This window comes from Pseudoalteromonas sp. MM17-2, assembly GCF_022347945.1.
Classification (GTDB): Bacteria; Pseudomonadota; Gammaproteobacteria; order Enterobacterales; family Alteromonadaceae; genus Pseudoalteromonas; species Pseudoalteromonas ruthenica.
Map to the genome: position 1 here is coordinate 17,817 of NZ_JAKRFV010000007.1, position 24,218 is coordinate 42,034.

22 protein-coding genes are annotated in these 24,218 nt (G+C 47.4%); 11 read left to right on the forward strand and 11 right to left on the reverse strand.

The window, feature by feature from the left end; all coding sequences use genetic code 11:
- Nucleotides 1-88 precede the first annotated feature (88 nt).
- From MHM93_RS07550 to MHM93_RS07560, 3 genes are all read left to right on the forward strand, one after another.
- Entirely contained in the window at nt 89-943 is an 855-nt protein-coding gene (locus MHM93_RS07550; RefSeq protein WP_239448552.1) for a carboxylate/amino acid/amine transporter, read from the forward strand.
- Between the two features lie 163 nt (nt 944-1,106).
- Nucleotides 1,107-1,550: an antitoxin Xre/MbcA/ParS toxin-binding domain-containing protein gene (locus tag MHM93_RS07555; RefSeq protein WP_022943508.1), complete on the forward strand. Its 444-nt coding sequence runs from the start codon at nt 1,107-1,109 to the stop codon at nt 1,548-1,550.
- Nucleotides 1,547-2,017 carry an RES family NAD+ phosphorylase gene (locus MHM93_RS07560; RefSeq protein ID WP_045980036.1) on the forward strand — a complete coding sequence of 157 codons (471 nt, stop codon included), beginning with the start codon at nt 1,547-1,549 and terminating at the stop codon, nt 2,015-2,017. The genes MHM93_RS07555 and MHM93_RS07560 overlap by 4 nt, the downstream gene beginning before the upstream one ends.
- Before the next feature lie 6 nt (nt 2,018-2,023).
- Here the strand turns inward: MHM93_RS07560 and MHM93_RS07565 are convergent, their stop codons facing one another.
- Together MHM93_RS07565 and MHM93_RS07570 are read right to left on the reverse strand one after the other, a co-directional pair.
- Nucleotides 2,024-2,551: a cytochrome b gene (locus MHM93_RS07565; RefSeq protein WP_239448553.1), complete on the reverse strand. Its 528-nt coding sequence runs from the start codon at nt 2,549-2,551 to the stop codon at nt 2,024-2,026.
- Nucleotides 2,544-3,518 (reverse strand): catalase family peroxidase, encoded by a 975-nt coding sequence (locus MHM93_RS07570; RefSeq protein WP_239448554.1) that lies wholly within the window; start codon nt 3,516-3,518, stop codon nt 2,544-2,546. The genes MHM93_RS07565 and MHM93_RS07570 overlap by 8 nt, the downstream gene beginning before the upstream one ends.
- Nucleotides 3,519-3,595: 77 nt before the next feature.
- On the opposite strand from MHM93_RS07570, the gene MHM93_RS07575 reads away from it, so the two are divergent.
- A complete protein-coding gene (locus MHM93_RS07575; protein WP_239448555.1) occupies nt 3,596-4,084 on the forward strand; it encodes a MarR family transcriptional regulator in 489 nt (162 codons plus the stop codon).
- Here the strand turns inward: MHM93_RS07575 and MHM93_RS07580 are convergent.
- The 4 genes from MHM93_RS07580 to MHM93_RS07595 form a co-directional block, all read right to left on the reverse strand.
- Nucleotides 4,076-4,639 carry a uracil-DNA glycosylase family protein gene (locus tag MHM93_RS07580; RefSeq protein ID WP_138508186.1) on the reverse strand — a complete coding sequence of 188 codons (564 nt, stop codon included), beginning with the start codon at nt 4,637-4,639 and terminating at the stop codon, nt 4,076-4,078. The genes MHM93_RS07575 and MHM93_RS07580 overlap by 9 nt on opposite strands.
- Nucleotides 4,640-4,717: 78 nt before the next feature.
- Nucleotides 4,718-5,554, reverse strand: a complete 837-nt coding sequence (locus tag MHM93_RS07585) for a DUF4434 domain-containing protein (protein ID WP_239448556.1) — start codon at nt 5,552-5,554, stop codon at nt 4,718-4,720.
- Nucleotides 5,548-8,526, reverse strand: coding sequence for a hypothetical protein (locus MHM93_RS07590; RefSeq protein ID WP_239448557.1), 2,979 nt, complete (start codon nt 8,524-8,526; stop codon nt 5,548-5,550). The genes MHM93_RS07585 and MHM93_RS07590 overlap by 7 nt, the downstream gene beginning before the upstream one ends.
- Complete coding sequence (locus tag MHM93_RS07595) at nt 8,523-10,688, reverse strand: glycosyl transferase family protein (protein ID WP_239448558.1); 2,166 nt, start codon at nt 10,686-10,688, stop codon at nt 8,523-8,525. Before MHM93_RS07595 ends, MHM93_RS07590 begins: the two co-directional genes overlap by 4 nt.
- A 270-nt stretch (nt 10,689-10,958) precedes the next feature.
- Between MHM93_RS07595 and MHM93_RS07600 the strand changes: the two genes are divergently transcribed.
- Genes MHM93_RS07600 through MHM93_RS07610 form a run of 3 tightly spaced genes read left to right on the forward strand, consistent with a single transcriptional unit; the run spans nt 10,959 to nt 13,179 of the window.
- Nucleotides 10,959-11,279: a hypothetical protein gene (locus MHM93_RS07600; RefSeq protein WP_022943517.1), complete on the forward strand. Its 321-nt coding sequence runs from the start codon at nt 10,959-10,961 to the stop codon at nt 11,277-11,279.
- Nucleotides 11,276-12,841, forward strand: coding sequence for a PepSY-associated TM helix domain-containing protein (locus MHM93_RS07605; protein WP_045980028.1), 1,566 nt, complete (start codon nt 11,276-11,278; stop codon nt 12,839-12,841). The genes MHM93_RS07600 and MHM93_RS07605 overlap by 4 nt, the downstream gene beginning before the upstream one ends.
- Nucleotides 12,838-13,179 (forward strand): DUF3325 family protein, encoded by a 342-nt coding sequence (locus MHM93_RS07610; RefSeq protein WP_022943519.1) that lies wholly within the window; start codon nt 12,838-12,840, stop codon nt 13,177-13,179. The genes MHM93_RS07605 and MHM93_RS07610 overlap by 4 nt, the downstream gene beginning before the upstream one ends.
- A 124-nt stretch (nt 13,180-13,303) precedes the next feature.
- Here MHM93_RS07610 and MHM93_RS07615 read toward each other — a convergent pair whose 3' ends face one another.
- On the reverse strand, nt 13,304-13,816 hold the full coding sequence (locus MHM93_RS07615) for a lipocalin family protein (RefSeq protein WP_239448559.1): 513 nt from the start codon (nt 13,814-13,816) through the stop codon (nt 13,304-13,306).
- 168 nt (nt 13,817-13,984) lie between these two features.
- Between MHM93_RS07615 and MHM93_RS07620 the strand changes: the two genes are divergently transcribed.
- Together MHM93_RS07620 and MHM93_RS07625 are read left to right on the forward strand one after the other, a co-directional pair.
- On the forward strand, nt 13,985-14,518 hold the full coding sequence (locus MHM93_RS07620) for a hypothetical protein (RefSeq protein ID WP_138508193.1): 534 nt from the start codon (nt 13,985-13,987) through the stop codon (nt 14,516-14,518).
- A 77-nt stretch (nt 14,519-14,595) separates the two neighbouring features.
- Nucleotides 14,596-14,997, forward strand: a complete 402-nt coding sequence (locus MHM93_RS07625; RefSeq protein WP_022943522.1) for a response regulator — start codon at nt 14,596-14,598, stop codon at nt 14,995-14,997.
- On the opposite strand, the gene MHM93_RS07630 is transcribed toward MHM93_RS07625, so the two are convergent.
- The 4 genes from MHM93_RS07630 to MHM93_RS07645 form a co-directional block, all read right to left on the reverse strand.
- Nucleotides 14,966-15,634: a class I SAM-dependent methyltransferase gene (locus MHM93_RS07630; protein WP_239448560.1), complete on the reverse strand. Its 669-nt coding sequence runs from the start codon at nt 15,632-15,634 to the stop codon at nt 14,966-14,968. The genes MHM93_RS07625 and MHM93_RS07630 overlap by 32 nt on opposite strands.
- A 78-nt stretch (nt 15,635-15,712) precedes the next feature.
- Complete coding sequence (locus MHM93_RS07635; protein ID WP_239448561.1) at nt 15,713-19,375, reverse strand: AAA family ATPase; 3,663 nt, start codon at nt 19,373-19,375, stop codon at nt 15,713-15,715.
- Nucleotides 19,365-20,582 carry an exonuclease subunit SbcD gene (sbcD, locus tag MHM93_RS07640; RefSeq protein ID WP_239448562.1) on the reverse strand — a complete coding sequence of 406 codons (1,218 nt, stop codon included), beginning with the start codon at nt 20,580-20,582 and terminating at the stop codon, nt 19,365-19,367. Before sbcD ends, MHM93_RS07635 begins: the two co-directional genes overlap by 11 nt.
- Before the next feature lie 69 nt (nt 20,583-20,651).
- Entirely contained in the window at nt 20,652-20,891 is a 240-nt protein-coding gene (locus tag MHM93_RS07645; RefSeq protein WP_022943526.1) for a hypothetical protein, read from the reverse strand.
- Nucleotides 20,892-21,247: 356 nt separating this feature from the next.
- Between MHM93_RS07645 and MHM93_RS07650 the strand changes: the two genes are divergently transcribed.
- Nucleotides 21,248-23,674: a M1 family metallopeptidase gene (locus MHM93_RS07650; protein ID WP_239448702.1), complete on the forward strand. Its 2,427-nt coding sequence runs from the start codon at nt 21,248-21,250 to the stop codon at nt 23,672-23,674.
- Nucleotides 23,674-24,162, forward strand: a complete 489-nt coding sequence (locus tag MHM93_RS07655; protein WP_239448563.1) for a DUF6702 family protein — start codon at nt 23,674-23,676, stop codon at nt 24,160-24,162. The genes MHM93_RS07650 and MHM93_RS07655 overlap by 1 nt, the downstream gene beginning before the upstream one ends.
- Nucleotides 24,163-24,218 lie beyond the last annotated feature (56 nt).

A 24,218-nucleotide genomic window follows, 5' to 3' on the forward strand; every position in this document is an offset into this window, starting at 1 on the left:
CTCAATAGCGGCGAAGGTATTGATAGTTGGCTCATACCTGTGCAGGCGTCATAATGGGGGAATTCGTTTCTAAGTTGTATTGATGTGTATGAGTTATTTGCTCGCAACCACCCTGCTTTGGGCATTTTCATTTAGCCTTATTGGCGTCTATTTAGCCGGGCAAGTAGACCCCTGGTTCTCGGTGTTAACCCGTATCGCGCTAGCGACCCTGGTGCTACTACCGTTTTTGAAGATTAGCCAGTTAAGCCTGTCGTTAACCTGGCGGCTGATGGCCATTGGTGGCGTTCAACTGGGGCTGATGTATGGCTTTTACTATCACTCTTTTTTATATCTCAGCGTCCCCGAGGTGCTGCTATTTACGGTGATGACTCCCCTGTATGTTACCCTGCTCAATGACGCACTAAATCGCCACTTTAATCTTGGCTTTTTCTGCGCTGCGTTATTGGCCATTATTGGTGCGGTGGCCATTCGTTACGACGGTATCAACCAAGGCTTTATGACTGGCTTTGCTATCGTCCAAGCCGCAAACCTGTGTTTTGCCAGTGGCCAAGTGCTGTATAAACGACTGATGCTCAAGCATCAGCACCTTTCTCAACATCATGTATTTGCTTGCTTTTTTATGGGTGCTTTGGTGGTCGCGTTAAGCTGTTTCGCTCTTTTTGCCAATACCGACAATCTCCCAAGTACACCCACGCAATGGGGCGTATTGATTTATTTAGGCCTTGTTGCCTCCGGGCTGGGCTACTTCGCGTGGAATAAAGGCGCAACCCAGGTCAATGTTGGCACCTTGGCGGTGATGAATAACCTTCTTATTCCTGCGGGGATCCTCGTTAACGTGCTCATTTGGAACCGCGATGCCGATGTGCTGCGTTTGAGTATTGGCGGCGCTATCATCATGGCCGCACTGGTGGTTAACGAAAAGTACCTGAGCCGAGGTCAATAACAATAACAGCAAGAGGGGTTACTCCCTCTTCATCGCCCGGCGATAACCGTACATTTTGACCGCTCGCCCTGCTCCTACTCGATAGAGGCCAATAGCATAATTAACACTATCACTTTTACTATCAAGTGATATACTTTGTAGTAATCATTTGGTGGAGAAAATCATGAATGCAATTGCATCCTTTAAGCCACAAAAGCACCCGGATGGATTTTGGCAGCAGCTTGGCATGCCAGCGCGTGGCGAGCGTTTATATCAAGCGTTAGAACAAGGATTGTCATTTGATATCTATGACCGCTTAGCCAAACTATCGGGAGTAGATAAAAGCACCATTGCCCAATCAGCCGTTATTGCCCCCGCAACCCTAAGGCGCAGAGCAAAATCGGGGCTTTTTAATAAGCAAGAAAGCGACCGCTTGTATCGCTTTGCCGAAGTGTATAAGGCGGCGCTCGATCTGTTCGAAGGCGATGGTGATGCCACCCGCACATGGTTAACCACAGCGAATCGTGGCCTAGGGCAAAAACGGCCGTTGGATATGCTGGCAACCATGGCTGAGTCAGAAGCGGTGATTAACCTTATCGGGCGCATGGAACACGGTGTATTTGCGTGATAAGTGGCTACCGTATTGTTAAGAAAAAGTGGGCGGACAAGGCCTTTGATGGCGAAGGTGCGCGGTTATTTGGCGGGCGCTGGAATAGTCCCGGACAACGCTGTGTTTACCTCGCCGCCAGCGAGTCACTGGCGATTCTAGAGATTCTGGTACACCTTAATCACAGTGCCATTCTCAGCGACTACAGACTATTTAAAATTAACTTTGCACGCCGTGATGTGCTCACCCTTGACGAGCAAGATTGGCCTGAAAACTGGCAAGAGAGTCCGGCCCCGGAAGAAACGGCTTTGATTGGCGATCAGTGGTTGCAAACGCAAGCCAGCTTGGCATTGAGCGTGCCCTCGACCATAGTCCCTCGAGAGTATAATTATTTACTTAACCCAAGCCACCCTGCTTTTGTTAAAGCAGAGCCCAATATTGAGGCCCTGCCCTTTCGCTTTGACCCGAGGCTGCTCGCTCGGGGCTAATAACACTCACTTCCACATACTACGCAGCACGTCATCTCGGCGGTAGTAATGGTGGTATAGCGCCGCTGCAATATGCATTATCACCAGCCCTATAAATCCCCATGCGGCCCAGCCATGCAGCTCTCGAAACAAGGAAAACAGTTCAATATCCACCGTTAACGCCGCCGGCAAGCGCACTATATCGAATACACTCACGGGACGCGCTGCAAAATATTGCATCAATAGCCCTGATAGTGGCATTAACACCATCAGCGTATACAACAGCCAATGAGACGCCTTAGCCGCGCAGCCTTGCCAAAAAGGTAAATCACTGGGTAAAGCGGGTATTGTACTGCGCCAGCGGACTAACAAGCGCACCAACACCAGTAGCGCAGCCGCTATGCCAAAACTTTTATGCAGCCACAACAGCTCATACTGCCATGGCTCAAGCGAGCGCACCATGACTAAACCCGCTGCTAACATGGCAATGATTAATAACGCCATCGCCCAATGCAATAAACGCATAGAAAGAGTAAATCGTGCTCCGTTAGTCATTGCTTAGCTCCTTTGCTTGACCACGCAATTGCTCCACAGCCCGGCGGCGGTACGACTCCGCATAAGCGGCCGAGCGCGCCCGAAGAATGGCATCTGCGGTGGGCGAGATACCCGATGGCAGCACCAAAGGGTCAAAGTTGATGCTGTGACACGCCGCGTCCTGCTGCGCTTGCCACTGAGTGATCACTATTTTCCCAGCGTTAATACGCGGACGCTCTGCTGGCCACTGAATTGCCGGATTACGCTCGTCGTCTTGGGCGCTAGCCAAGGTAAATAACCAGTCAAATACCACAGGTTGTTTTGCTAACCGCGCCTTAAGCTCTTGATGTAATGCGTTAGGCCCACTCAGCCCATCATCGGTGACTGACACCGTCGGCTGCATATGCCAACGCACAGGCTGGCGCTGCTCGTTGTCATCGACTAAATAAAACGCATTGATGCTGTGATAGGTCTCGGCTGCGAAGCTGCCACTGGGTTGGTAGCTATCTTTCCACGCCAAGAAATCAGCACTTTCGGGGTGCTCGGCGAAAAAGGTTTGAATAGCCTTGGGGCCCGATTTAATAGCCACAAGCTGCTGATAAAAATCCTGGGGATTGCTCACCGCCATCACCGGCGGAGTATTCATGGCAATGCGCCACTGCTCGCTTGCGCTGGTCGCGAAGCTCAACGCCAAACTGCGCACTGGCGCCTTTAAATCCGGTGCGGTAGGGTTATTGCCAGCAAGCGAAAAGCGACCCACAAACGGTGTCACCGAAGTGGCAAATATCTGGGCCGAAGAATATTGCGCAAGCGCGCCATTATTACGGAACTCGCCTTGCACACAAATCCCTTTAGCATGGGCTCGGCGAAAGCCCGGATGAACTGAATCCCCTTGTTGCAAATCCACAAACTGCTGTGCCGATACTTTATCACCGGCATGCAGCAATGGCGCGAACAGCAACGCCGCCCATAAATAACCTGACCTCATAATTTGCTTTCCCCTTGTTACAGATATATCTTGAATTAAAGATAATATGTATGAAATGCCGTTTTGGTTCACTAAAGATGCAAAATTTAGATAATATACAAGCGCTGTGGGCTCGGGAGATGCCACAATTAGATACTGCCACCATGGCATTAATTGGTCGTTTGCAAATCGCCCACAAGCATATGACCTTAGCAATGAGCAAAACATTTCGCCGCTACGGGCTTTCCGAAGCAGGCTTTGATGTGCTTGCGACGTTAAGACGCTCGGGCCCGCCTTATCGGCTCACACCCAATCAACTGTTAGCGCAAATGCTGGTAACCTCGGGCAGTATGACCAGCCGCCTAAACCAGCTGCAAAAACAGCAGCTGATCACTCGATCGCAAGATCAACAGGATAAGCGGATATGTTGGGTTCAGCTTACAGAGCAAGGTTTAGCACTTAGTAAAGAAGTGATCCAGGCTCATGTAGAGACCCAGCAAGCACTGCTAGCTGGGCTCAGCCGTGAGCAGCATCAGCAGCTGCTATCGGGTTTACAAGCCTATTTACAGCAAGTGGGCTTAGAGTAAATCGGCCACTCGCTGTTGCAGATGCGGCAGTATTTCTTGTTCGAACCACGGGTTACGCTTGAACCAGCGATTATTACGAGGGCTTGGGTGAGGTAATACTAAGGTATGTGGCCAGTAACTGCGCCAGTCTTGCACCGCAGCGGTGAGCGTTTTATAACGTTTGGGTAGATGATAAGCCATTGCATACTGACCAAGGACAAGAGTCAACTGCCGCTTAGGTAAGGCAGCTAACACCTGCTCTCGCCATGTTACAGCGCACTCTTCTCGCGGAGCTAAATCTCCGTACTGAGCGGTGCCAGGATAGCAAAACCCCATCGGCGCGATAGCGAATAAGCGCGGGTTATAAAATTGCTGCTCATTGACTCCTAACCATTGCCTGAGGCGATCGCCACTGGCGTCGGCAAACGGTTTGCCAGCCTGGTGAGCTCGCACTCCGGGTGCTTGACCAGCAATTAGAATAGGTGCCTCACTATCAAGTTGAATAATAGGCTTAGGCGCCAAAGGCAAATGCTCGGCACATAAAGTGCAAGCACGAATCTTATCTGCTAGTTGCATCTTCACTGAGGTATGTTGTTTTTGCTTAGCCTAAGGGCTAGCCACATATTGTGGCAACCCCCTTTACACTTTACCGAGTCATTCATTAGCAAAGTAGTTAGGTAGCATGTAGCGCAGTGAAAAAAACCAGCTTGGTCGGCACTCATCGCTTAGCCTGTGCTCCACAGATTCATTGAATATTTCTGCAATAACGTGAATATGACCGCCCTTTTGGCAAACATATTTTTGCACTCCCTGACGCTGATCGCTTGATAAAACTTGAGTCCCCACACCATCTTGCCACAGTAATTCCAGGTCGGTGTGCTGCGCTAATCGCTCAAGTAAATATGCGTATTGTCGCGGTGAACTATGCCCCGCATAGAAGCTTGAGATATACACTGGCTTAGTAGGAGCAAGAGTAGCTAATTGATCATTCAAGGCGCTGAGGTAATCGATTAACAATTGCTGTTTTGCATGGCTTTGCCAGTTAAGGTCATCGATTTCATCACTGATATACCAACCAGCAAATGCTGGCAGTTTAGTAAACGCTTGCCAGCGTCCGGCAACGTCGAGATGACGGTTATACAAGCCGCGCAGATAAAAGTGTAGTGCTCGAGGCTGCTGTTGAATGCGTTGGTAGTAGCTATTTTCATGATACAGCCCAACGACTATTTTTAATCCTTGAGCATTGGCTTGATGAAAAAGTTGCTGTAGTCGAGAGCGGCCCTCTTCATCAATGAACTGGCTATGCTCATGCTGGCTCCATTGCAGGGCAATGGTATCAATTTGACGCTCTCGTAACTGCAGCATTATTTCTTGCCATTGGCCCTTTGTTAGCTCGCTGTCGCTATTTAATGGCTGATAAATAACCACACTCGCTTGCACAGCTATACTGCATAGCAGCAACGCTATCATTGCTGTATATCGCCCTACCATGACCACTCCAGATTCAAACTTGCCACATTGTCGCCCTCTCGTTCACCGTTGAGAACATGCTGTACTAATAGTTTTAGCGAGGCCTGGCGGCGATATGCGGTTATATCATCACCTCCTGACCACCAATGCACCCCAACACCTGCACCTACGCGGGTATCTTGACGCTCACTCGAGCGCGTCCATTGACCGTTCACATAAGGTTGCCAAGTCAGCGCTTGCTGATTTTGAGTATGCAATTTAAAGTGATAACCACCTTGGTATTGTGCGAACTGCGCATCACGTCCAGACTTAAGCCAATGTGCGGCTTCCAAATACAAACTTTGTTGCAGCCACCCTTGTGCATCAGTTTGCCAATCCCGCGTATTGCCACCTAGACTGAATAAGTCCGTAGCGGCCTTAAGCAAGATATCGACATCGTTGTTGCGCAGCTGCCACTGCGGCTCGATAGCAAACTGGAGGTCGAGCGAAGCCAATGGCTGCCAGCTGTATCCTAGCGCGAGAGTGCTGTCATGTTGTTGGCTATCTTTTTGTACAAAAGCCCGTGCGTACCACTGATGAGTATCCTGCGCACGCCAGTGGTGCTGTAAATATTTGCTGTAACGCAGCTCTATAAACCCACCGTATCTCAAGCTTTGTGAGGTAGCGCCTATATCGATGGGCCTCAACTGCTCACCAAATTGTGCTTGCAGCAACCAACGTGATTGCGCCAATAAATCTCGCCGTAAGCGCTTGAGTTGTTGTTTAGGTTCCTGAGCAAGCTCCATGGTCTCCATGTTAGTCGCCGCGATAGTGGCATGATGCAGGGCATTATCTAACTCATTAGTCACAACATAACTATAGGCAAGCTGCTGGTGCATAGGGTAAAGGTCGAGTTGATTGGCCAGGTAATGCTGCATTAGCGGAGCCGCTTTTGCAGCGCGACCTACGTCAATATACAAGTATGCAAGCTCTGCTTGGGTGTGTAGCGCCAACGCCTCGGTAGGTTGGCGTTCGATATCGCTGAGCAGTGTGAACGTTTGCTGCGTTTTACCTTGGCGCCAGTATAGGCGAGCCAGAGCTATTTGCTCGGAAACATCGGGGTGGTTTTCAAGCAGCCACACTAAGCTCTTCTCTTGCGTATGTAGATCGTTAACATGCCGGGCAAGCTGCAGTTGTAATTGATAAAAGCTGATTGTTTTAGGCTCATGCAAACGCACTAAGCGGTGCAACCATGTCATCGCTTGCGTGTATTCGTCGACTTTCAACGCACTAGCAATAGCATTAAAAAAGTACGACTGCTCTGTCAGCTGCGAGTCAAGCTCTAGCCAGTACTCATACGCCCGCACATGCAAGCCAAGCACTTCACTCAAGTGAGCGAGTTGAAGCCGGCTTTCAGTGCTGCTTGGGTTTGTTGCTAAGGCCGCTTGGAACAACGCATACGCTCGCTCTTTATCGCGCTCAATAAAGCAATATCCTAATTGCTGTAAAGCTTGCTCTTTCGCAGGCTCAACCAACCATTGCGCAGCTAACTGACACTCACCAATAGCTGAGGCGAAGCTCATTAACGTCTGTCGCTGAGCTGGTGATGCTTGTCTTGATTGCGCTAAAGCAAGCGCATCACTGAGCGTATCCGACTGAGTTTTCTTGAGGCTTTGTAAGTAACGATAGGTCAGCTCAGCATCTTGATCTTGTTGTTGTGAAAAAGGCCAAAAGGGCGCCAATATATGTGTAACTAGCTCATACTGCCGACGCTGTATCGCCATATGCGATGCCTGCTTAGCATAGCTCAAGCGCTGAGGATAAAGGCGCGCTAATAACAGCCACTGCTGATAGGCCTTATCTTCATTACCGACTTTTTCATAACCTATGGCAAGTTGCCGCTGCTGCGCCTCACTCAGACTCTGCTGCGCCTCAAATATCGCCAGCCACTGACTGTGGTCTTCCATTGCTTGCGCCACTTGTACCGCTCTTGAGCGCCAAAACTCATCATTTTCGGCGTGTTGCAATGAGTAATCATACAGGCGTTGACGCCATTGCTGAGAGTAAGTCGAGACATAAGCCATGAGCACAAGTAACTGCTGCTCTTGTTCTATATTTAACTCGGCTTCACTTAATGCCGCTATGGTCCGCGATAAAACCTCAGGTTGCTGAGCTTGCATGGCAATATCGGCTCTTTGCAATAGGCGCGAGATAGCCCTTGGTAGCGCGGCATTAAGCGTCAAAGCAAGTGGCCAATCTTTGTTGTATATCGCCGCTTGCAACCATTGGCGACGCTCCTGCTCACTCAAAACAGCGTGTTGCTGATAGAGGCTAAACTGCTCACTAGCCACCTTGAAATGCTGCGCTCCTAAAAGCGCTTGTATCAAGTGTTTACGCACACTGGCTTGCTGCTCTGGATGAGTTATATCATTAATACAACTGGCAACTGCGTCATACTTTTTTTCGTTTAGCAGTGCGAAACAATAGGCTGGGCGAACTTCTTCGAGCCCGTAACGAGAGATCACTCGATGGATGAACTGCGCGCGAGCTCGTTCGCTTATCATTTGTGCACTTAACGCAGCTAATTCGGTGCGCTGGGTGATACTAAAGCGCTCATCTGCCAAAAGCTTATCGGTGTACACAATAAACAACTCTGCTTGATGCTTAAGCCCAAGTTGCTGAAAGTGTAACAATACTTCGCGCCATTTCCGCTGCCCCATAAGCACTTGTTGGTACTGGTCTATAAGCTTAGATAACTGAGGCCAATGTTGCTGCTGGGCCGCAACAAATAACAATCGCTCCACTACATAGGGGTTATTCGGCGTTACAGCTAATGCCTTATTCAACTCTTCATTAGCGAGCTCATAACGACCCTCATCAATATAGCGGTACGCCATATCGACATAAGGATAAAGTAAGAACTGAGTATGCTCAGGGTATCCTTTACCGGCCTCAAAACTAGGTGCTGATAACGCTGTCATTGAGGTCAATAGAAAAAGCCACAGAAGTTTCATAACGACACCTCTGATGAACTCGCTGGCTTGTCACTTGCCAAAGGTCTGCGCATAATGCGCTGCGCTAGTTCAAGGGTTTGCTCATCAATGACACCTTTGGCAATAAGATAGTCACCCACCCCTGAGTCGCTATTTTCCTGGCCAATCATCACTTGGTTAGCAACGGAGGGGCTGAGCATAGCCACTTCGCTAATTGCTTCAAACTCACTGTAATGGGCATTTACAAAATGCGGCCAATCCGAACGACGAGCACGACGCTGAAGATTCGCATAGCTGTAGGCCGAGTCATCACTAAAATGCATTTTGAGCGCCACGGTGACCTGTCCCGGCTGGGCAATATAATACCTAACTTTATGTCCGACTTTCCGGCTTATAGCCCCTAAGGCCACCGGCGACAAGTGCTGTTCACTCGCAATATGTAGTACACCTTTTTCCAGGAACAATCCAATAATGGCGTAGCGCACAGCGACCGCTTTATGAATACCGAGCTCACTTTGCTCTGGCGTAGACAGGGGCGGGCAAGAGCGATATTCAACGCCCGCCTGCTCGGCTATCGCTTGCGCTAATTGCTCACCGCTGAGCACGCCTTGCTGCATTAAATAACGCCCAAGTTTTACTCTGCCCTGCCCTTGCGTGAGCGCATTGTGCAGTTGCTCTTTGTTAATAGCCCCTGCTGAGAGCAATATTTCACCCAGAGGTCGATAGCTTGCCCGTGTTTCCCCTAATGATGGAAAGTCATGACTGGTTTTGTCCCAAGCTACGCGTTTAACATCACCCATTTCGAGAATTTGTCTCACAGCACGAATATTGGCAAAGAAGTTAATAATATTGCCCCACACCATACGTGGGATCGAAAGGACCCCTTGAATACACCCGTAATAGCGCGTAACAAATACAAAGCGTTGTAGCATGCGATTAGCTAGCAGCACGGCATTAGCCCACAACACCGCACTTAGCCAGGGCTCATCACCATAAATTGAGAGAAAGTTATAAGCACTGCCGGAGAGTTGTTGGTAACCCCAAATACAGGCGAGCTGAAATAACACCAGTAGCGCGACAAAGCCAATGAAGTTAGTGAGACCGCCGCGACGGTCCCGCCAAAGAAAGTAATTTAATTTCCAATCTCGCGTCCATGCATGGGATTTCATACCCTGAAATACGATACCAATGATCCATCGCGATTTTTGCCGCACGGCTGTGGTGAACGTATTCGGGAAGTACTCCCGTACACAAACTACGCTGCTATAACTTGCAGATTTCAGGCTCCCCTTATTGATCTGCTGCTTGTGCGTGTCGGTCAGCACAGGAAAATGAATGAAGACTTCTGACATGCCGTGTTGCTTGAGGCGAAAGCCAATGTCGTAATCTTCAGTTAAACTTTGTACATCGAAGGCGATACCATCGCCTTGCTCGATAAGCAATTGAATTGCCTGGCGACTAAAACAAGTGCCAACGCCAGCACTTGGGACTTGCCCAACCAAGGCTTCTCGCACGGGCACGTCTTTGCCATGAATTTCTGCAAATTCATCTAGATAGCTGCCACTGGTAAACTCATACCATTGTCGCTCGAATGGAAATACTGGCAGTTGAATGAGATCTTTACGCTCAACGAGGTAGTTGAATAAACGCATTTCCATGGCACTGAGTACATCTTCTGCGTCATGAAGAATAAACCCTTGGAAGGCAAATTTTGCTTGCGATTCGAAGGTAAATATAGAGGCGATGATATTATTGAGGCAATCCGCCTTACTCGTTGGCCCAGGGCGCGCGCACACCACTTTGTGGACATTAGGAAATCGCGCGCATACGGCGTCAACATCAGCTTGAGTCTTGTCGTCGTTAGGGTAAGTACCAACAAATATATGATAGTTCTCGTAATCTAATGTCGATGCCGCCAGTTCCGCCATCGGTCCTACAACTCCGTGTTCTTGCCATGCAGGTACCATAATTGCGAGCGGTTGCTCGGCTTTCTCTTTCAACTTTGAATAGTGCAGCTTGGGGTGTTTGCGATAGATGACCAATCGCCGGTAGCATTTCCGCCCCCAGTACACGAGGTCAATAAACAGATCGTCTAAACCAAAAATAAGCAGTAAAACGCTTAACGCATATACCACATATTTAAGTACAAAGAGGTAACTCGCGAACCAATACAACACATCCACAACAACAGCACTTCCTAGAACAACACAAAACTAGTAAAAAAGAGTGAGCGATCTTATAGCAAAAAAGCATAAATAGGAACGCAAAAAAGGCCATTGAAATGACGTGTAATATTATGAATTATAAGGGTTTTAATAAAAAACATCGTGTTAACCGTGAGCCAACAATTAACTAACGGTTCATTTTCAATTCATTTAAGCAAATACGAATCACTATCTTTTAGCTTTATAATCTATATAATGGCTCGTTTTTGGTACAACAGCCTGCAGACTATGGATTTTCAGTTATCACCCTGGCTTATCAAGTTACGTATCGCCAGCTCTCATTATCGCGCCCTTGTGGTTTATCGCTTTATTGCCGCCATTGTTGGAGGCTACTTATTAACTGCCTTAAGCACAGCTGTTTTAGGGGTCGCCCTGCCATTACAACCTAGTGACGCGGTATTACTGGCTGTAAGCTTATCGATATTGATATATGCCTGTATCTTCATCTATGCCTTTAGTGTGCGCTCTGTCGCTAAGGTATGGATCACTATTTTACTAACTAGTGCAGCGCTCACCGCTCTGCTGGCATTCATGGAGGAATGGCTATGAAGGACACCTTCTTTCGTTCAATGACATGGCTACACACCTGGGTAGGTTTATTGGTCTGTTGGTTACTCTTTCTCATATTTATTGCCGGCACGCTTGCGTTTTTCCGTTGGGAACTCAACTTTTGGGCTAAACCTGAGATACATCATTTTGAACAGCCCCAGCAGCGTGTTGCCGCGCAGCAAGCTCAGATAACCCAAGGATTTGCATACTTACAGCAACAGGCACCTAAGTCCGAACGCTGGAATATTTCCTTGGCTGATGAGCGTAAAGACTGGCTTACCTACTCTTACCAAGAGCCACGTGAGCCCGGTAAACGTGCGCCTTGGCAAGACTATTATGTCAATCCTAAAACGCTAGAGGGGGTCGATACAGTCAGAGAATCCAAAGGTGGGCATTTCTTTTATCGCCTGCACTTTGATTTGCATTACCTCGACGTCAGAACAGCACGTTGGCTGGTCTGTTTTGCCAGCTTGTTTATGCTTATTGCGCTAATAACTGGGGTGGTCATTCATAAACGGATCTTTAAGGATTTATTTAGCTTGCGCACCAATAAAGGCGTACGCAGCTGGCTTGATAGCCATAACTTATCGTCTGTGCTAGCGCTGCCTTTTCATATCATGATCACCTATACAGGGCTTATTACCCTTATTTTTATGCTCTTCCCCTACCCGACGATGACCGCCTACGACGATGGTTTACGCGGCTTCTATGCCGATGTATTTAACTTTCAGCGCACCGAGCCTGCCAACGAGCCCACAGCCATGGTGGGTGTTAATACACTGCTGGATCAACTTTATACTAAGTGGCCGGATGCAGATATAAGGCAAGTACGTATTGACCACCCTAACGATCGCAGTGCATCGGTACGCTTTATTATTGATAGCGGCAAGGCCATTGTCGACAGGCCGCCAAGCATCACGTTTAACGCCACGACGGGCGAGGTGATAGACATTAATGAAGTAGATAGAAGCGTTAGTGAAGCCATCTACGATGGCATGATAGCCTTGCATGCGGCGCGCATGGCACAGCCCGTGTTGCGCTGGCTTTACGTATTATGCGGTTTAGCAGGGTGTATCATGATAGCGAGCGGCGCAATCATGTGGGCAAAACGCTTACACCAACGCAATAAAAAGCAGCGCCCCGCGATAGGTCTACGTACAGTTGATAGCCTTAACCTGGGTACGTTTATGGGCTTGCCTTTAGCAACCTTGGCATTTTTTTATGCCAATCGGTTATTGCCAATGAATGTGAGTGAGCGCGCCGACAAAGAAATACTCGCTTTCTTTTTAACCTGGGCAGCGGTGCAAGCATGGGCGGTATTCAAGCCTTATAGTTGGCGATTATTAAATGCCATCATTGCTGGCGCCTGTATCGGTCTTGTTGCCATTAACAGCATGACCACGCAGGGCAGTTTGCTGCACTTTATTGGTAGCCAGCAATGGACTTTGTTGGGTTTCGATTTAGTTTGTTTATTTGCAGCAACCTGCTTCGCCTACGCGGCCTATCGTGGTAACCGCAAGCAGCGCACTTGGTTGGGCTCGTTAGAGGAGTTAAGCGTATGATAGAACTGCTTTGCTTTATACTGTGTATCATCGCTTTTAGTTGCTTTGCGCATGCCAAAGCAACCCATTACCGAGATATATATGGTGTGCGCCCCAATGCTCGGTTAGTTAGTAAAATTTTGATCTGTGCTTGGATCAGTATTTTACTAAGCATGACCATAGCGATTGCCGCGCTGGGTAGTTATGGGGTACTACTGTTCTGCGGGTTTATGGCGGTCAGTGTATTGGCCATCACACTGTGTCTTAGTTTCAGCCCGAAATGGCTAAAAGCACTGACCTTTTGCTGCACGGCTTCACTACTAGCAGTGCTTACAACTATTCTGATTGCCAGTCAATAAACCGAATTTTTACTAAGTTTCTAGATCAGTATTTTACTAATAAGTAGGTAAAATACTGATCTGTAAACCCCCTTTACATTTTATATCTGAATTATCAGTTAGCAGCGAACTTATCGCAGGTATATTATTGCTGCACCTCAATCAAATTTTCTACCGCAAACCCCGATGATCTAAGTTGCTCTTTAAAGTCTTCTAAACGCTGCTCATCAACTTCTTTTTCACGCGCGAGTAACCATGCATAGTCGGTGTTATAACCACTCACATAAGCATATTGATAGTTTTTTTGGTCTAATCCAAACACAACATATGAGGAATAAAAGGGGCCGAAGAAAGAGACTTTAAGATGACCAGTATTCGTATCGCCAACAAACTTGGCTTTACCTTCAGCTTGAGACCATTGTTGCTCTTCTGCGTTAAAGCCGCGATTAATGACCTTGACGCTGCCATCATCATTCTGGCTGTACGTCGCAGTGACGCGACTTAAGCCTTCTTCAAAAGGGTGGGGCATACGGGCTATTTCATACCATGTGCCCATGTAACGCTCTAAATTAAAAGGGCTAACTGGGGACACCTTGTCAGGTACAGAAGTACAAGCAGTTAATACAACCGTTAGTAAAATTATGATCTGTGCGCGCATAGCATGAGCTCCAAGTAAATATAGTCTTTAATCGGGTATAACCGAACAATACAGTAATGACCTCTGTACGAGATAAAGCTTATAACCGCTTAAAAATCATAGCAATAATTTACTATCTTGCTTAAGATCAGTTTTTTACTAAGTGCTTCAAGCGATAGGTAGTATTAGGTGACAATAAAAGCGATAGGCCTAGGGCAAAGCGATGCGGCAATCAGAGTGTATGTAAAAAACCGCCCAAACCTGATTCAGTTTCAAACTTTAAGCGATACCTTGCCATTGCAAGCAGGGCAAATAGCACAAATAAACGCAGAGGCAGGGAACGGTTGGCGAAAAGTATTTAATGTCTATGCAAAGTGGCTATATCAACTAGCTCCTAGTTGTTTGGCCTTAAAAAGTGTAGACACATGGCAACAATTTAGAGATCAAACACTACTGCAAAACCACTCACAAACGGCGTTGCTCTTTAGCGAGCCTGACGTAACCGACCCTGACGCAGCGCTACATATTATTGCCGGAAAAACTCATGCTAAAGAGCTCGCAGCAAATGAACAACTTGGTATAAATCTGATCTGGCTTAACGATGAGTTCGCTATATCGCCCACACAACGTATTATCGTGTGCCCCTATTTTGATTACCGACAACTCAATAACGCCAAAATCGATATTCTTTGTGAGCTCATCCACACCCATATCAAGTTATAGGATGGTCCTTAGGCGACACCACGAAAGTATAAAAATTGACTACACTGTAAGAAGTTACCATGTAGGCGAGATACCAAGTGAAGATATTAGTCGTTGATGATATGCCGTTAATGCGCCATGTACTTATTAATATGCTGCGTAAACTGGACTACGACGATATCGTAGAGGCCACCGATGGTGAGCAGGCACTGTCGTTATTGGAAAAAACCCAGTTTGACCTAGTACTGACCGACCTCAACATGCCAAAGGTCAATGGCAAAGACTTATTTCTTACTATTCGCAAACACGATGACTGGGGTTATATTCCAGTCATCGTAGTGACCTGCGAAGATAAGAAAGAGGTAGTGACTGATATGATTAGCGCTAAGGTTGATGGTTTCATCATTAAGCCGTTTTGTTTAAACACGCTGAAAAAACAGCTTGAGCGCCTTAAAAAGCTACATCACACTACGACTGACAACGTATTGCATAACCAGTAAAGCCTAGCGCTTTGAAGTAGCAGCGGGCGATACCATAACCACACTGTTCAAGTAGTTCAGCCAAACGCATACGATCCAGTGGGTAAAACTCATGCTCTAGATTGTGGCGCATACGCTCGACACCCGCATCACTTAACCCTAATTGTTGGCAAACAATGAACTGCGCATCACGTTCAAACTGAGTTTCAGGCTTCATCAAATCGGCAAGCCACAACCATGCTTGGGGAGCTAATTGCTGGCGTATCGATTTTAATAACGCTGCTTTATCACCATTATCTGCCAAGAAATGTAATACCAATAGGCACAACGCACCGTCAAATTGTTGCTTTAATTGGCCAATATCACCACAATGGCATGTTACCCGCGCGCTTATTCCCGCTTCATCAAAGCGCTGCTCAGCTATTGCCAACATATCAGCGGAAATATCCTGAGCCACAAAGTGCATATTGGGGTTTGCTTTGGCAAGCGCCACCACTTCTTTGCCTGTGCCCGCACCCACGACTAAAACGGACGCCGACGAGCTTAACTGAGCTTGGCACTGCGCTTGTGTGAGCTGATGCAACAACTCATAACCGGGCACTAGACGGCTTATACGCTCGTCGTAATTAGTCGCTTCTTCACCTTGAAAACTAGGCATAATACCTCCTTGATTTAATATCGACTACAGCGATGACTGTGTTCATTAGCATAGCGCAAGCACATGAACTAAGAATGATTATTCACACTCCACCACAGAGTAACCACCGGGGCGTTTGCGTACCTTCACCTGCGTTGCGACACGTTCAGTAAGTTGCGGTATGTGCGATATCACCCCGACTTTGCGGCCCTGCGCTTGCAGGTTATCAAGTGCATCCATAGCAATGCTCAATGTTTCACTGTCCAATGTGCCAAACCCCTCATCAATAAACAAGGACTCAATTTTGACCTTATTGGACGATAGCGACGCCAACCCTAAGGCGAGAGCTAATGACACTAAAAAAGATTCACCACCGGAGAGGGTATTCACGCTGCGTTGCTCATCAGCCATATCGTGATCAATGATAGCTATATCGAGCGTGCCCGTAATACGAGTGAGACGGTAGCGCTTCGACAAGGCGTGTAAATGTTGGTTAGCGTAGCCAAGCAATATAGCCAAAGTTTGGCTTTGCACTAAGTTTCGCAATCGCTTCCCTTGGGCATCACCTAGTGCGCTGTTTAAGGTAGTCCAAGTAGCAAGTTGCTGTTGTAGCTCTTTCAACTGCTCTCCTTGCTCGGCTAAGCGTTCGACGTTTTGCCGATGATTTTCTAGTCGTGCACCGAGTAAGGTTAAGGCTTGCTGACTGTCATCGAACTGCTTATCCAATTGCCGCTTTTGCGCTTCAAGCTCTGTTAAATTTTTGTCCGGACGGCTTTTTACTAACTGTTGTAAGCGACTCTCACTGTGTTCTAGCTGAGCCTGAAAACGCACTTGGGTTTGCTCTAATGTTGCATGCTCAGTGAGTACTGCTTGTACTTGTTGCTTGTCTTGAGTTAGTAAATTTTTGATCTGCTCAATTGTTAAGGCCTCATCAAAGGCTCTGTAGTCCTGGTACCAGACATCAAAGGCTTTTTTTAACTCTTCAATGTCTTGTTGTAACTGGGAACAATTTTTTACTAAGTGCTGGTATTCACTTTGCTCTTGCTCATACCGGCGCTGCTGCTGCTGACACGCTGCTTGTTGCGTGTCTAGTGTCTGCTGAGCCTTTTCGATGGACTCTTCCAGCTCCTCTAGTTGCGCTTTGGGATCTTGCCCATGAGCTATAAGAGTACTGCGCTCGGTTAGTAAATGAGTGATCTCTTGTTCTTGCATTTGCAGTTGCTCGCCCAGCTTTTGCTGCTGAGATTGCAGTGACTCTAGCTTAGTAAAAATCTGATCTCGCTGCTGATTAAGCTGCGTAGCCTGTTGTTGGGCTCGGGCGTACTCATTTTGCAGCTGCTCAAATTGCTGTTTTTGCTCAACCAATTGCTGCCAAAGTCGCGCAAGCTGATGCAGACTATCTTGCCACCATGGCGCTTCACTGAAGTGCTCTCGTAGCTCTGTGATGCTCTGCTGGCATTGCTGCTGCTCAGTTTCAAGTTCGTAAGCAAGACGCTGCGTTTGTAGCTGCAGTTGCTGACGTCGCTGCTCACAGCTTTGTAATTGCCCCTGCAATTCGCCGCTATTTTGTTGCTGAACCTTTAACTCAGATCGTAATTTTACTAACTGTTGCTCTAACTGTTCCAACTGCTGATATTGCTGTTGGATATCCGCAATGGGCTTAGTAAAATCCTGATCGCTAAGCTCATCAAGGGATTTACCTTGAATAAAGGGCTCTAACTGCTGCGCGAATTGTTGTAGCTGCGACTTCAGCTGTTGCTCAGTAGCGCTGACATTATCAATTTGTTGCTGTGCTAACTGGATCTCGGTTTGCAAAGCATGCCGCTTAGTATAATGCTGATCCAGATTCTTTTGGGCCGTTGCGTAAGCCTGTTCAAAGTCAGCTAATAACGCAGCAAAAGCATGATTATTGTCATCATTTTCTGCAAAAGGATGATGTTCAGAACCACACACCATACAAGGATCACCACTCTTAAGCTGAGTACGTAAATGCGTGATCTGCTCGCTTGCACGCAGTTTAACCTGCTCATAAGCCTGGCGTGCATGCGACAATTGCTGCTCTAAAACTGAGTGATGTTGCGAAGCCTCATGCAGCTGTTGTTGCTTTTGTTCAAGCTCTGCATGAAGAGATTGCTGTTGATGACGCACAGTTACAAGCTGACGGTTACTACTATGCCATTGTTGAAAACGCTCCAAGGCCTGTTGCCATGTGCCTAACTGGCGCTGAAGCTCAGTTGCAGAAAAGGCTTCAGGCTGCGGCTGTAAACTTACTATTTGCTGCTCAAGTGCTTGTATCGACTGCTGGAATGTGGTGTTTTCTTCATTGAGTGTGGCAAGGCTTTGATCAAGCTTCGAAAGCTCGTTATTAGATGCCTGTAACTGCTCGTTTTTTTCTTTATATGTAGCATCATAACTATTAATACGCTGCCAAAGATGATGGTAATGAGACCAATTTTTTACTAACTCAGCGAGCCAAGGTTGTGATTCTAATTGCGTCGTGTATTCATCAAGGCGTCTATTGCTTTCATCCACTTGTGCAGCGAGGTTTTGGCTTTGCTGCGTCAATTGCAGCTGCTGTGCGCTCGTCTGCTCGAACTCAGAGCGTTTTGCCGCGAGCACCTCCTTCTTTTGTGCAATTTTTACATCCAGTGCCACGGCGGCATTGAGTTTTTCTTTGCGCTGCGCATATTGCTGTTGCGCATGGCGCAGCTGTTGTTGTGCTAATTGTTGCTGCTGTTCGCCGTGTTGCCATACACTTTTAGCATCACTGCGTGTTAGCTCTTCTTGGCGAGTTTGCTGCTGCGCCAAACGCTGTTGCAATCGTGCTGTGGAAGTAAGGTTATCTTCAATTTGCCAACATTGCTTAACTCGCTGAGCCTCTCTCACCCTGGGTTCTAATCGCTCTAGGCTGTTACTCGTAGTTTGTATACGCTGTTGAAGGTCAGCGATTTCATGTTGTAATTGTTGCTCAGCTGCGAACCACTGGAGGTGTTTAGCAACTTGTTCTCGTCGTTTTTGGCATTGTTGCTGCTGCTCGATATACTGATGTTGCTGCTCGTTAAGCTCCTGTAATTGTTGCTCATCGAGAATATCAACCGTATCCATAGAAGCCTTAAATGCCTCGACGTCATTAAGCTTGGCTTTGTAACCAGAATACACGCGTTGACCTACAACGGAGTACTTTTGTGTACCACTTAAACGCTCAAGCAATACTGCACGCTCATCGCCTTGCGCACGTAAAAAAGCAGAAAACTCATTTTGTGCTAGCATCACCGCCCGCGTGAACTGCTCGAAGTTAAGCCCAACTAACCGTTCAATGGTTTTTTTTGTCTCGAGCTTACCATCACTCACCAACTGCTCTTGCGGCATAAGGTAAAGTGCATGAGTGGGTGCTTGTAATTTACCGTTTGGTTTTTTACGTGCTCGGCTCACTTGCCAGAGAGCGCGATAATGAGCGCCATCGATAGCCACAAAATCAACTTTGACCCATCCTATACCGGTACCACGACGCAATAGGTGGCGCGGATCATTGAGGCGCACATTGTCGCCATTAAAGTCTACTTTTTGTGTGCTTTCATTGCTCAACCGGGCGGTTTTATCATATAAGCCTAAACACAGCGCATCCAATATAGTGCTTTTTCCAGCCCCTGTGTCACCAGTTATGGCAAACAAACCAGCGTCACGCAGGGGAGGGCGGCTGAAATCGATGTCTGCGTCTAATAATGATGCTAAATTATGAATTTGCAGGCGATTAATCTTCATTATTCCCCTCCTGCTCAACATCCTCAACTAACTGCGCAAACAAGTCTCTAACCTCATTGGTAATATCGTGATCTTCAAGCTCATCATGCTCGTTGACGGCTTCACTCAATAAGTGCGCAGCGTCTAGGCGCTCTACTTGCGATAAGTCTTGTAGTTCAAGTTCATCGTTTTTACTCTCCCGTTGCGAGCGCACCCGTTCCACGCCACAAAAAAGTAAATCTTTGCCTTGAAGTGCAAGCTCGATTTGCTCGCGAAAGTCGGTGGCAAGCTCTTTACTCGAGAGGCGAACGCGAATGTACCCTTGCTCATCATCAGGGCCGGGTAACTGCCGAATCTGCTCACATACTTGAGCTAGCGGCAGTAGGGTAGCCTCGGGAACAAGGTGTAATTGCCGATGCCGAGGAATGTAAAGGGGGTTGACACTTTGCAAGGCATTATCTTGTACCTCTAACAGCAAAACTTGGTGATGATATTGACGTTCCGAAAACGACATCGCGAAGGGCGTGCCACTGTAACGAATGTATTCTTTAGCATTAACACTTTGCGCTTTATGCAAGTGGCCGAGGGCAACATAACAGGCTTGGGGCGGAAAAACATCAGCGCCAATGGCATCTTCACCGCCAATAACTAAAGCGCGCTCTGAGTCTTCGCTGACAGTGGCACCCCGAGCATGTAGATGGCCCATGGCGATAACATTGGAGTCGTCCTCAAGCTGACATTGCTCAAGCATAAGTTGGTAGGCCTCTTTGACCGCCTGAGCATAACTCATTTGTGCATCAGGGATATCACTGGCTCGCAGATAGGGCAAGGCAAGAATCGCACAGTGCTGATCACCACAAGTAATGTTAATGACACTCAACTCGGGCCGCTGAAAATCAAAGCGACCGACTACATGAGTGTCAAACTGTGCCAGTAATGGCTGTGCTGTGGTAATGCGTTTCGCACTATCATGATTACCGGCAATAATCACTATATGTAGGGTAGGGCAGGCCGCCTTAGCCGCTTTAACAAATTCATAAAGCTGATTCTCCGCTTGTGTTGGCGGAGTGGCAGTGTGATAGATATCGCCGCTAATCAACAGTACGTCAACAGCTTGGCGATTTAATTCACCAATAAGCCAGGTTAGAAAGGCGTGATGTTCTTGCACTCGAGTATGCTCATAAAAAAGCTGACCCAAGTGCCAATCAGAGGTATGGAGTAAGCGCATCAGTACGTTAAATTATTTGCTATTGCGCCCACTATAGCATGGAACAGCACGCGTTTAAGCGTGCTTGTGTCAGTGTGTTACTTGCCACCAAGTAACTATAATAACCGGTATTACTATCGCTAATGCGGTTAAAGGCAAACGCATATTTCGCTGGTATTTCGCTTTTAAACGACGAATTGCGGTGTTTTCATCACATGCTGCCACTTTATCAATGTAAAAATACCCATTGTCTAAGTATTGTTTACAATGCTGCTCATTTGCAGGAATGGCTATTAACTCGTCTTTCTTTTTGAGGACATAAAAATCCATAGCACCACCAATTTTATACCTTGCTATGTGAGCGAATTGAGTGAACTTCCTATCGCTTACTTTATGTTTCAGCCCAGTCAAAGCACGACTTGTTAGGCTGATAATCCTTGTTTTTATTGTTCACGAATTAAAAAAGTGGGGGATTCTAAAATTAATTAAAATGCAATTGCAACCTTTAATGGGAAAATCCCACGAAAAAAACTGGAAACCCCCTTTACAGATAATAACTACAGCATTTTTTATACCACTTTTAGCATTAGATTGGTCGCGCTTGTATGCACTTCATCGCGTCTCAGTTGCAGCATTTGGCTACTTTTGCAACAGTGTCACAAATAGCAAAAAACACTGTGTTTATGATGAATAAAAATAATAAAACCTTAGTTCTGCTTGGGGCGCTCACTTTGATTAGCCAAGGGGTGATGGCCAATGTAATGCAAACCAAGGGGAATTTCGAAGATAAGTTTCGCCAACTAGACGAGTCCCTGCCTACTGCAAATAGCTACCGAAGTGCCGCTGGCGCCCCGGGGGAAAATTATTGGCAGCAGCAAGTGGATTACGATATAGACGTCACCCTAGATGAAAAAGCACGACGTTTGAGTGCCAGTCAGCGTATCGAGTACACCAATAACTCTCCGCACACCCTGCGTTACTTGTGGCTCCAGCTAGATCAAAATATATATAAGGCAGACTCAATTGCTGAGCGCAGTAAAACCTTCAAGTCTGGGCTTGAGGCTCAGCCTGTAGGTAAACCCAGTAAGCTGAGCTTGTCGGCCCTGCGACGCATGCAATTTCTCGCCGACAATGAGCCGGGGTTCGTGCTCAGCAATATCAAAGATGAGGACGGGGATGATCTCAAAGCCACTGTTGTCGACACCCTTATGCGCGTCGATTTAAACCAGCCTCTGAGACCAGGACAAAGTACCGAATTGAGCATGGACTTTGCGTTTAATATTGTTGAAGAAGACGCCGTGGGCGCTCGCAATGGCTATGAACACTTTGAAAAAGACGGCAATGACATCTTTTTGTTAGCGCAGTGGTTTCCGCGTTTGGCGGCTTACACCGATTATGAAGCATGGACCAATAAAGCATTTTTAGGGCGTGGCGAATTCACCTTAGAATTTGGCGATTATGATGTTGAAATCACCGTGCCGGCAGATCATATTGTCTCCGCGACTGGTACCCTGGATAACCCAGGCTCGGTCCTTAACCGCACCCAGCGCCAACGCTTAGAACAGGCAAAAAATGCTGAGCGTCCGGTCTTTATCGTGACCGAAGAAGAGGCCTTAGAGAACGAAAAATCAGCCACACAAGAGACCAAGACTTGGCGTTTTAAGGCCGATAATGTACGCGACTTTGCGTGGGCATCATCACGAAAATTTATGTGGGATGCGAAAGGCTATCATCAAGGTGGCGACGAACAACCGCTGGTGATGGCGATGTCGTTTTATCCAAAAGAGGGCGGCGACCTATGGAAAAAATACTCCACCGAAGCGGTGATCCATACCATGGAGGTATACTCTCGCTATTCATTTGATTATCCATATCCGGTCGCCCAATCAGTAAATGGTCCTGTGGGCGGCATGGAGTACCCGATGATCACCTTCAACGGGCCACGCACGGAGTTGCGCGATGACGGCTCTCGCACTTACTCCCAAGCAGAGAAACGTTTTCTCATTGGTGTTGTTATACACGAAGTTGGGCACATCTATTTCCCCATGATCGTTAACTCAGATGAGCGTCAATGGACTTGGATGGATGAGGGATTAAACAGTTTCCTTGACGGAGTTGCTGGACGCGAGTGGGATCCAGATATTCCTTGGGGAGTAGAGCCTCGCGATATTGTCGAGTACATGAAATCTGAACATCAAGTGCCGATTATGACACAATCAGACAGTGTGCTGCGCCTTGGGCCCAATGCCTACACTAAGCCAGCAGCGGCCCTTAATATTCTCCGCGAGGTAATTTTAGGGCGCGAGTTATTTGACTTTGCCTTTAAAGAATATGCCAACCGCTGGAAATACAAACGACCCACTCCCGCTGACTTTTTCCGCACCATGGAAGAAGCCTCAGGTGTCGACCTAGACTGGTTTTGGCGAGGCTGGTTCTATAGCACCGATCACGTCGATATCGCTTTAGATAAGGTATACAAGCTGCGTTTGGACACCATGAACCCAGATGTCGATTTTAACCGCCTGCGTGAGATTGAGAAAAATAAGCCGACGTCATTGTTTGTTGAGCGCAACAAGCGTGAGGGCCGTGACTTGTGGATAGATAAAAACCCCGATGTACGCGACTTTTACGACAGTAACGATCGCTTCACCGTGACCAATAAAGAGCGTAATGACTATCAAAAGATGCTCAGCAAGCTAGATCCATGGGAACGTCGCACCTTAGACAGAGCAGTAGCCGAGGACAACAACTATTACGTGATGCAATTTAGCAACATGGGCGGCCTGGTTATGCCCATTTTACTCGAGCTTAGCTACACCGATGGCACCACAGAGCAACGTTACATTCCAGCCGAAATCTGGCGCCGTAATGCCAAACAGGTGGAAAAGCTGATAGTGACCGACAAGGGTAAAGAAATTGCCAGTATAGCCGTCGACCCGGGCTGGGAAACCGCAGATGTAGATGTGTCTAATAACTATTACCCACGACGTATCATGGAATCGCGTATCGAGACCTACAAGCGCAAGAAGAGCAAGGCCAAGGTCAGTCGTGACATCATGCACGATGTTAAAACCGAGCTCAAAGAGGCTAACGAAGAGGAACAACAGCCATAATGCGTATTATCGTGCTTTTATCGGTGCTGCTATTTAGCAGCGCCAGCTTGGCTCACCAATTAAAAAACTCGGTGACCACCGTGCTGTTCAATCAACGCACTGAACATATTGAGCTGATGCATCGATTTTATCTTCATGACACAGAGCATGCCGTCGAAGACCTATTTGGCAATCAAGCCGATATGTTAAAGCATGCAAATGACCAACAAAAATTTGCCGACTATGTAGCCGAACAAGTGGCGATAACCGACCCCAACGATCAGCCTTTGCAGTTGAGCAATGTTGGCTTTGAAGTGGATGGTAAGTTTTTTTGGGTGTACCAAGAGGCAGCGATGCCAAAGCAGCCGCTGAAGGGCCTGAAAATGACGCACGGGGCACTACATGAACTGTGGCCTGCGCAAATTAATATGGTCAATATAGAGGGCAAAGGCAAAGTGCGAACTTTGTACTTTGAACGCCAGAACCAGTGGCATAGCGTCACCTTCTAAGCGCTTCCCCCAACCAGCGTGCACATCAGGGAAGATGTCGATGTGCGCGTTTTTTC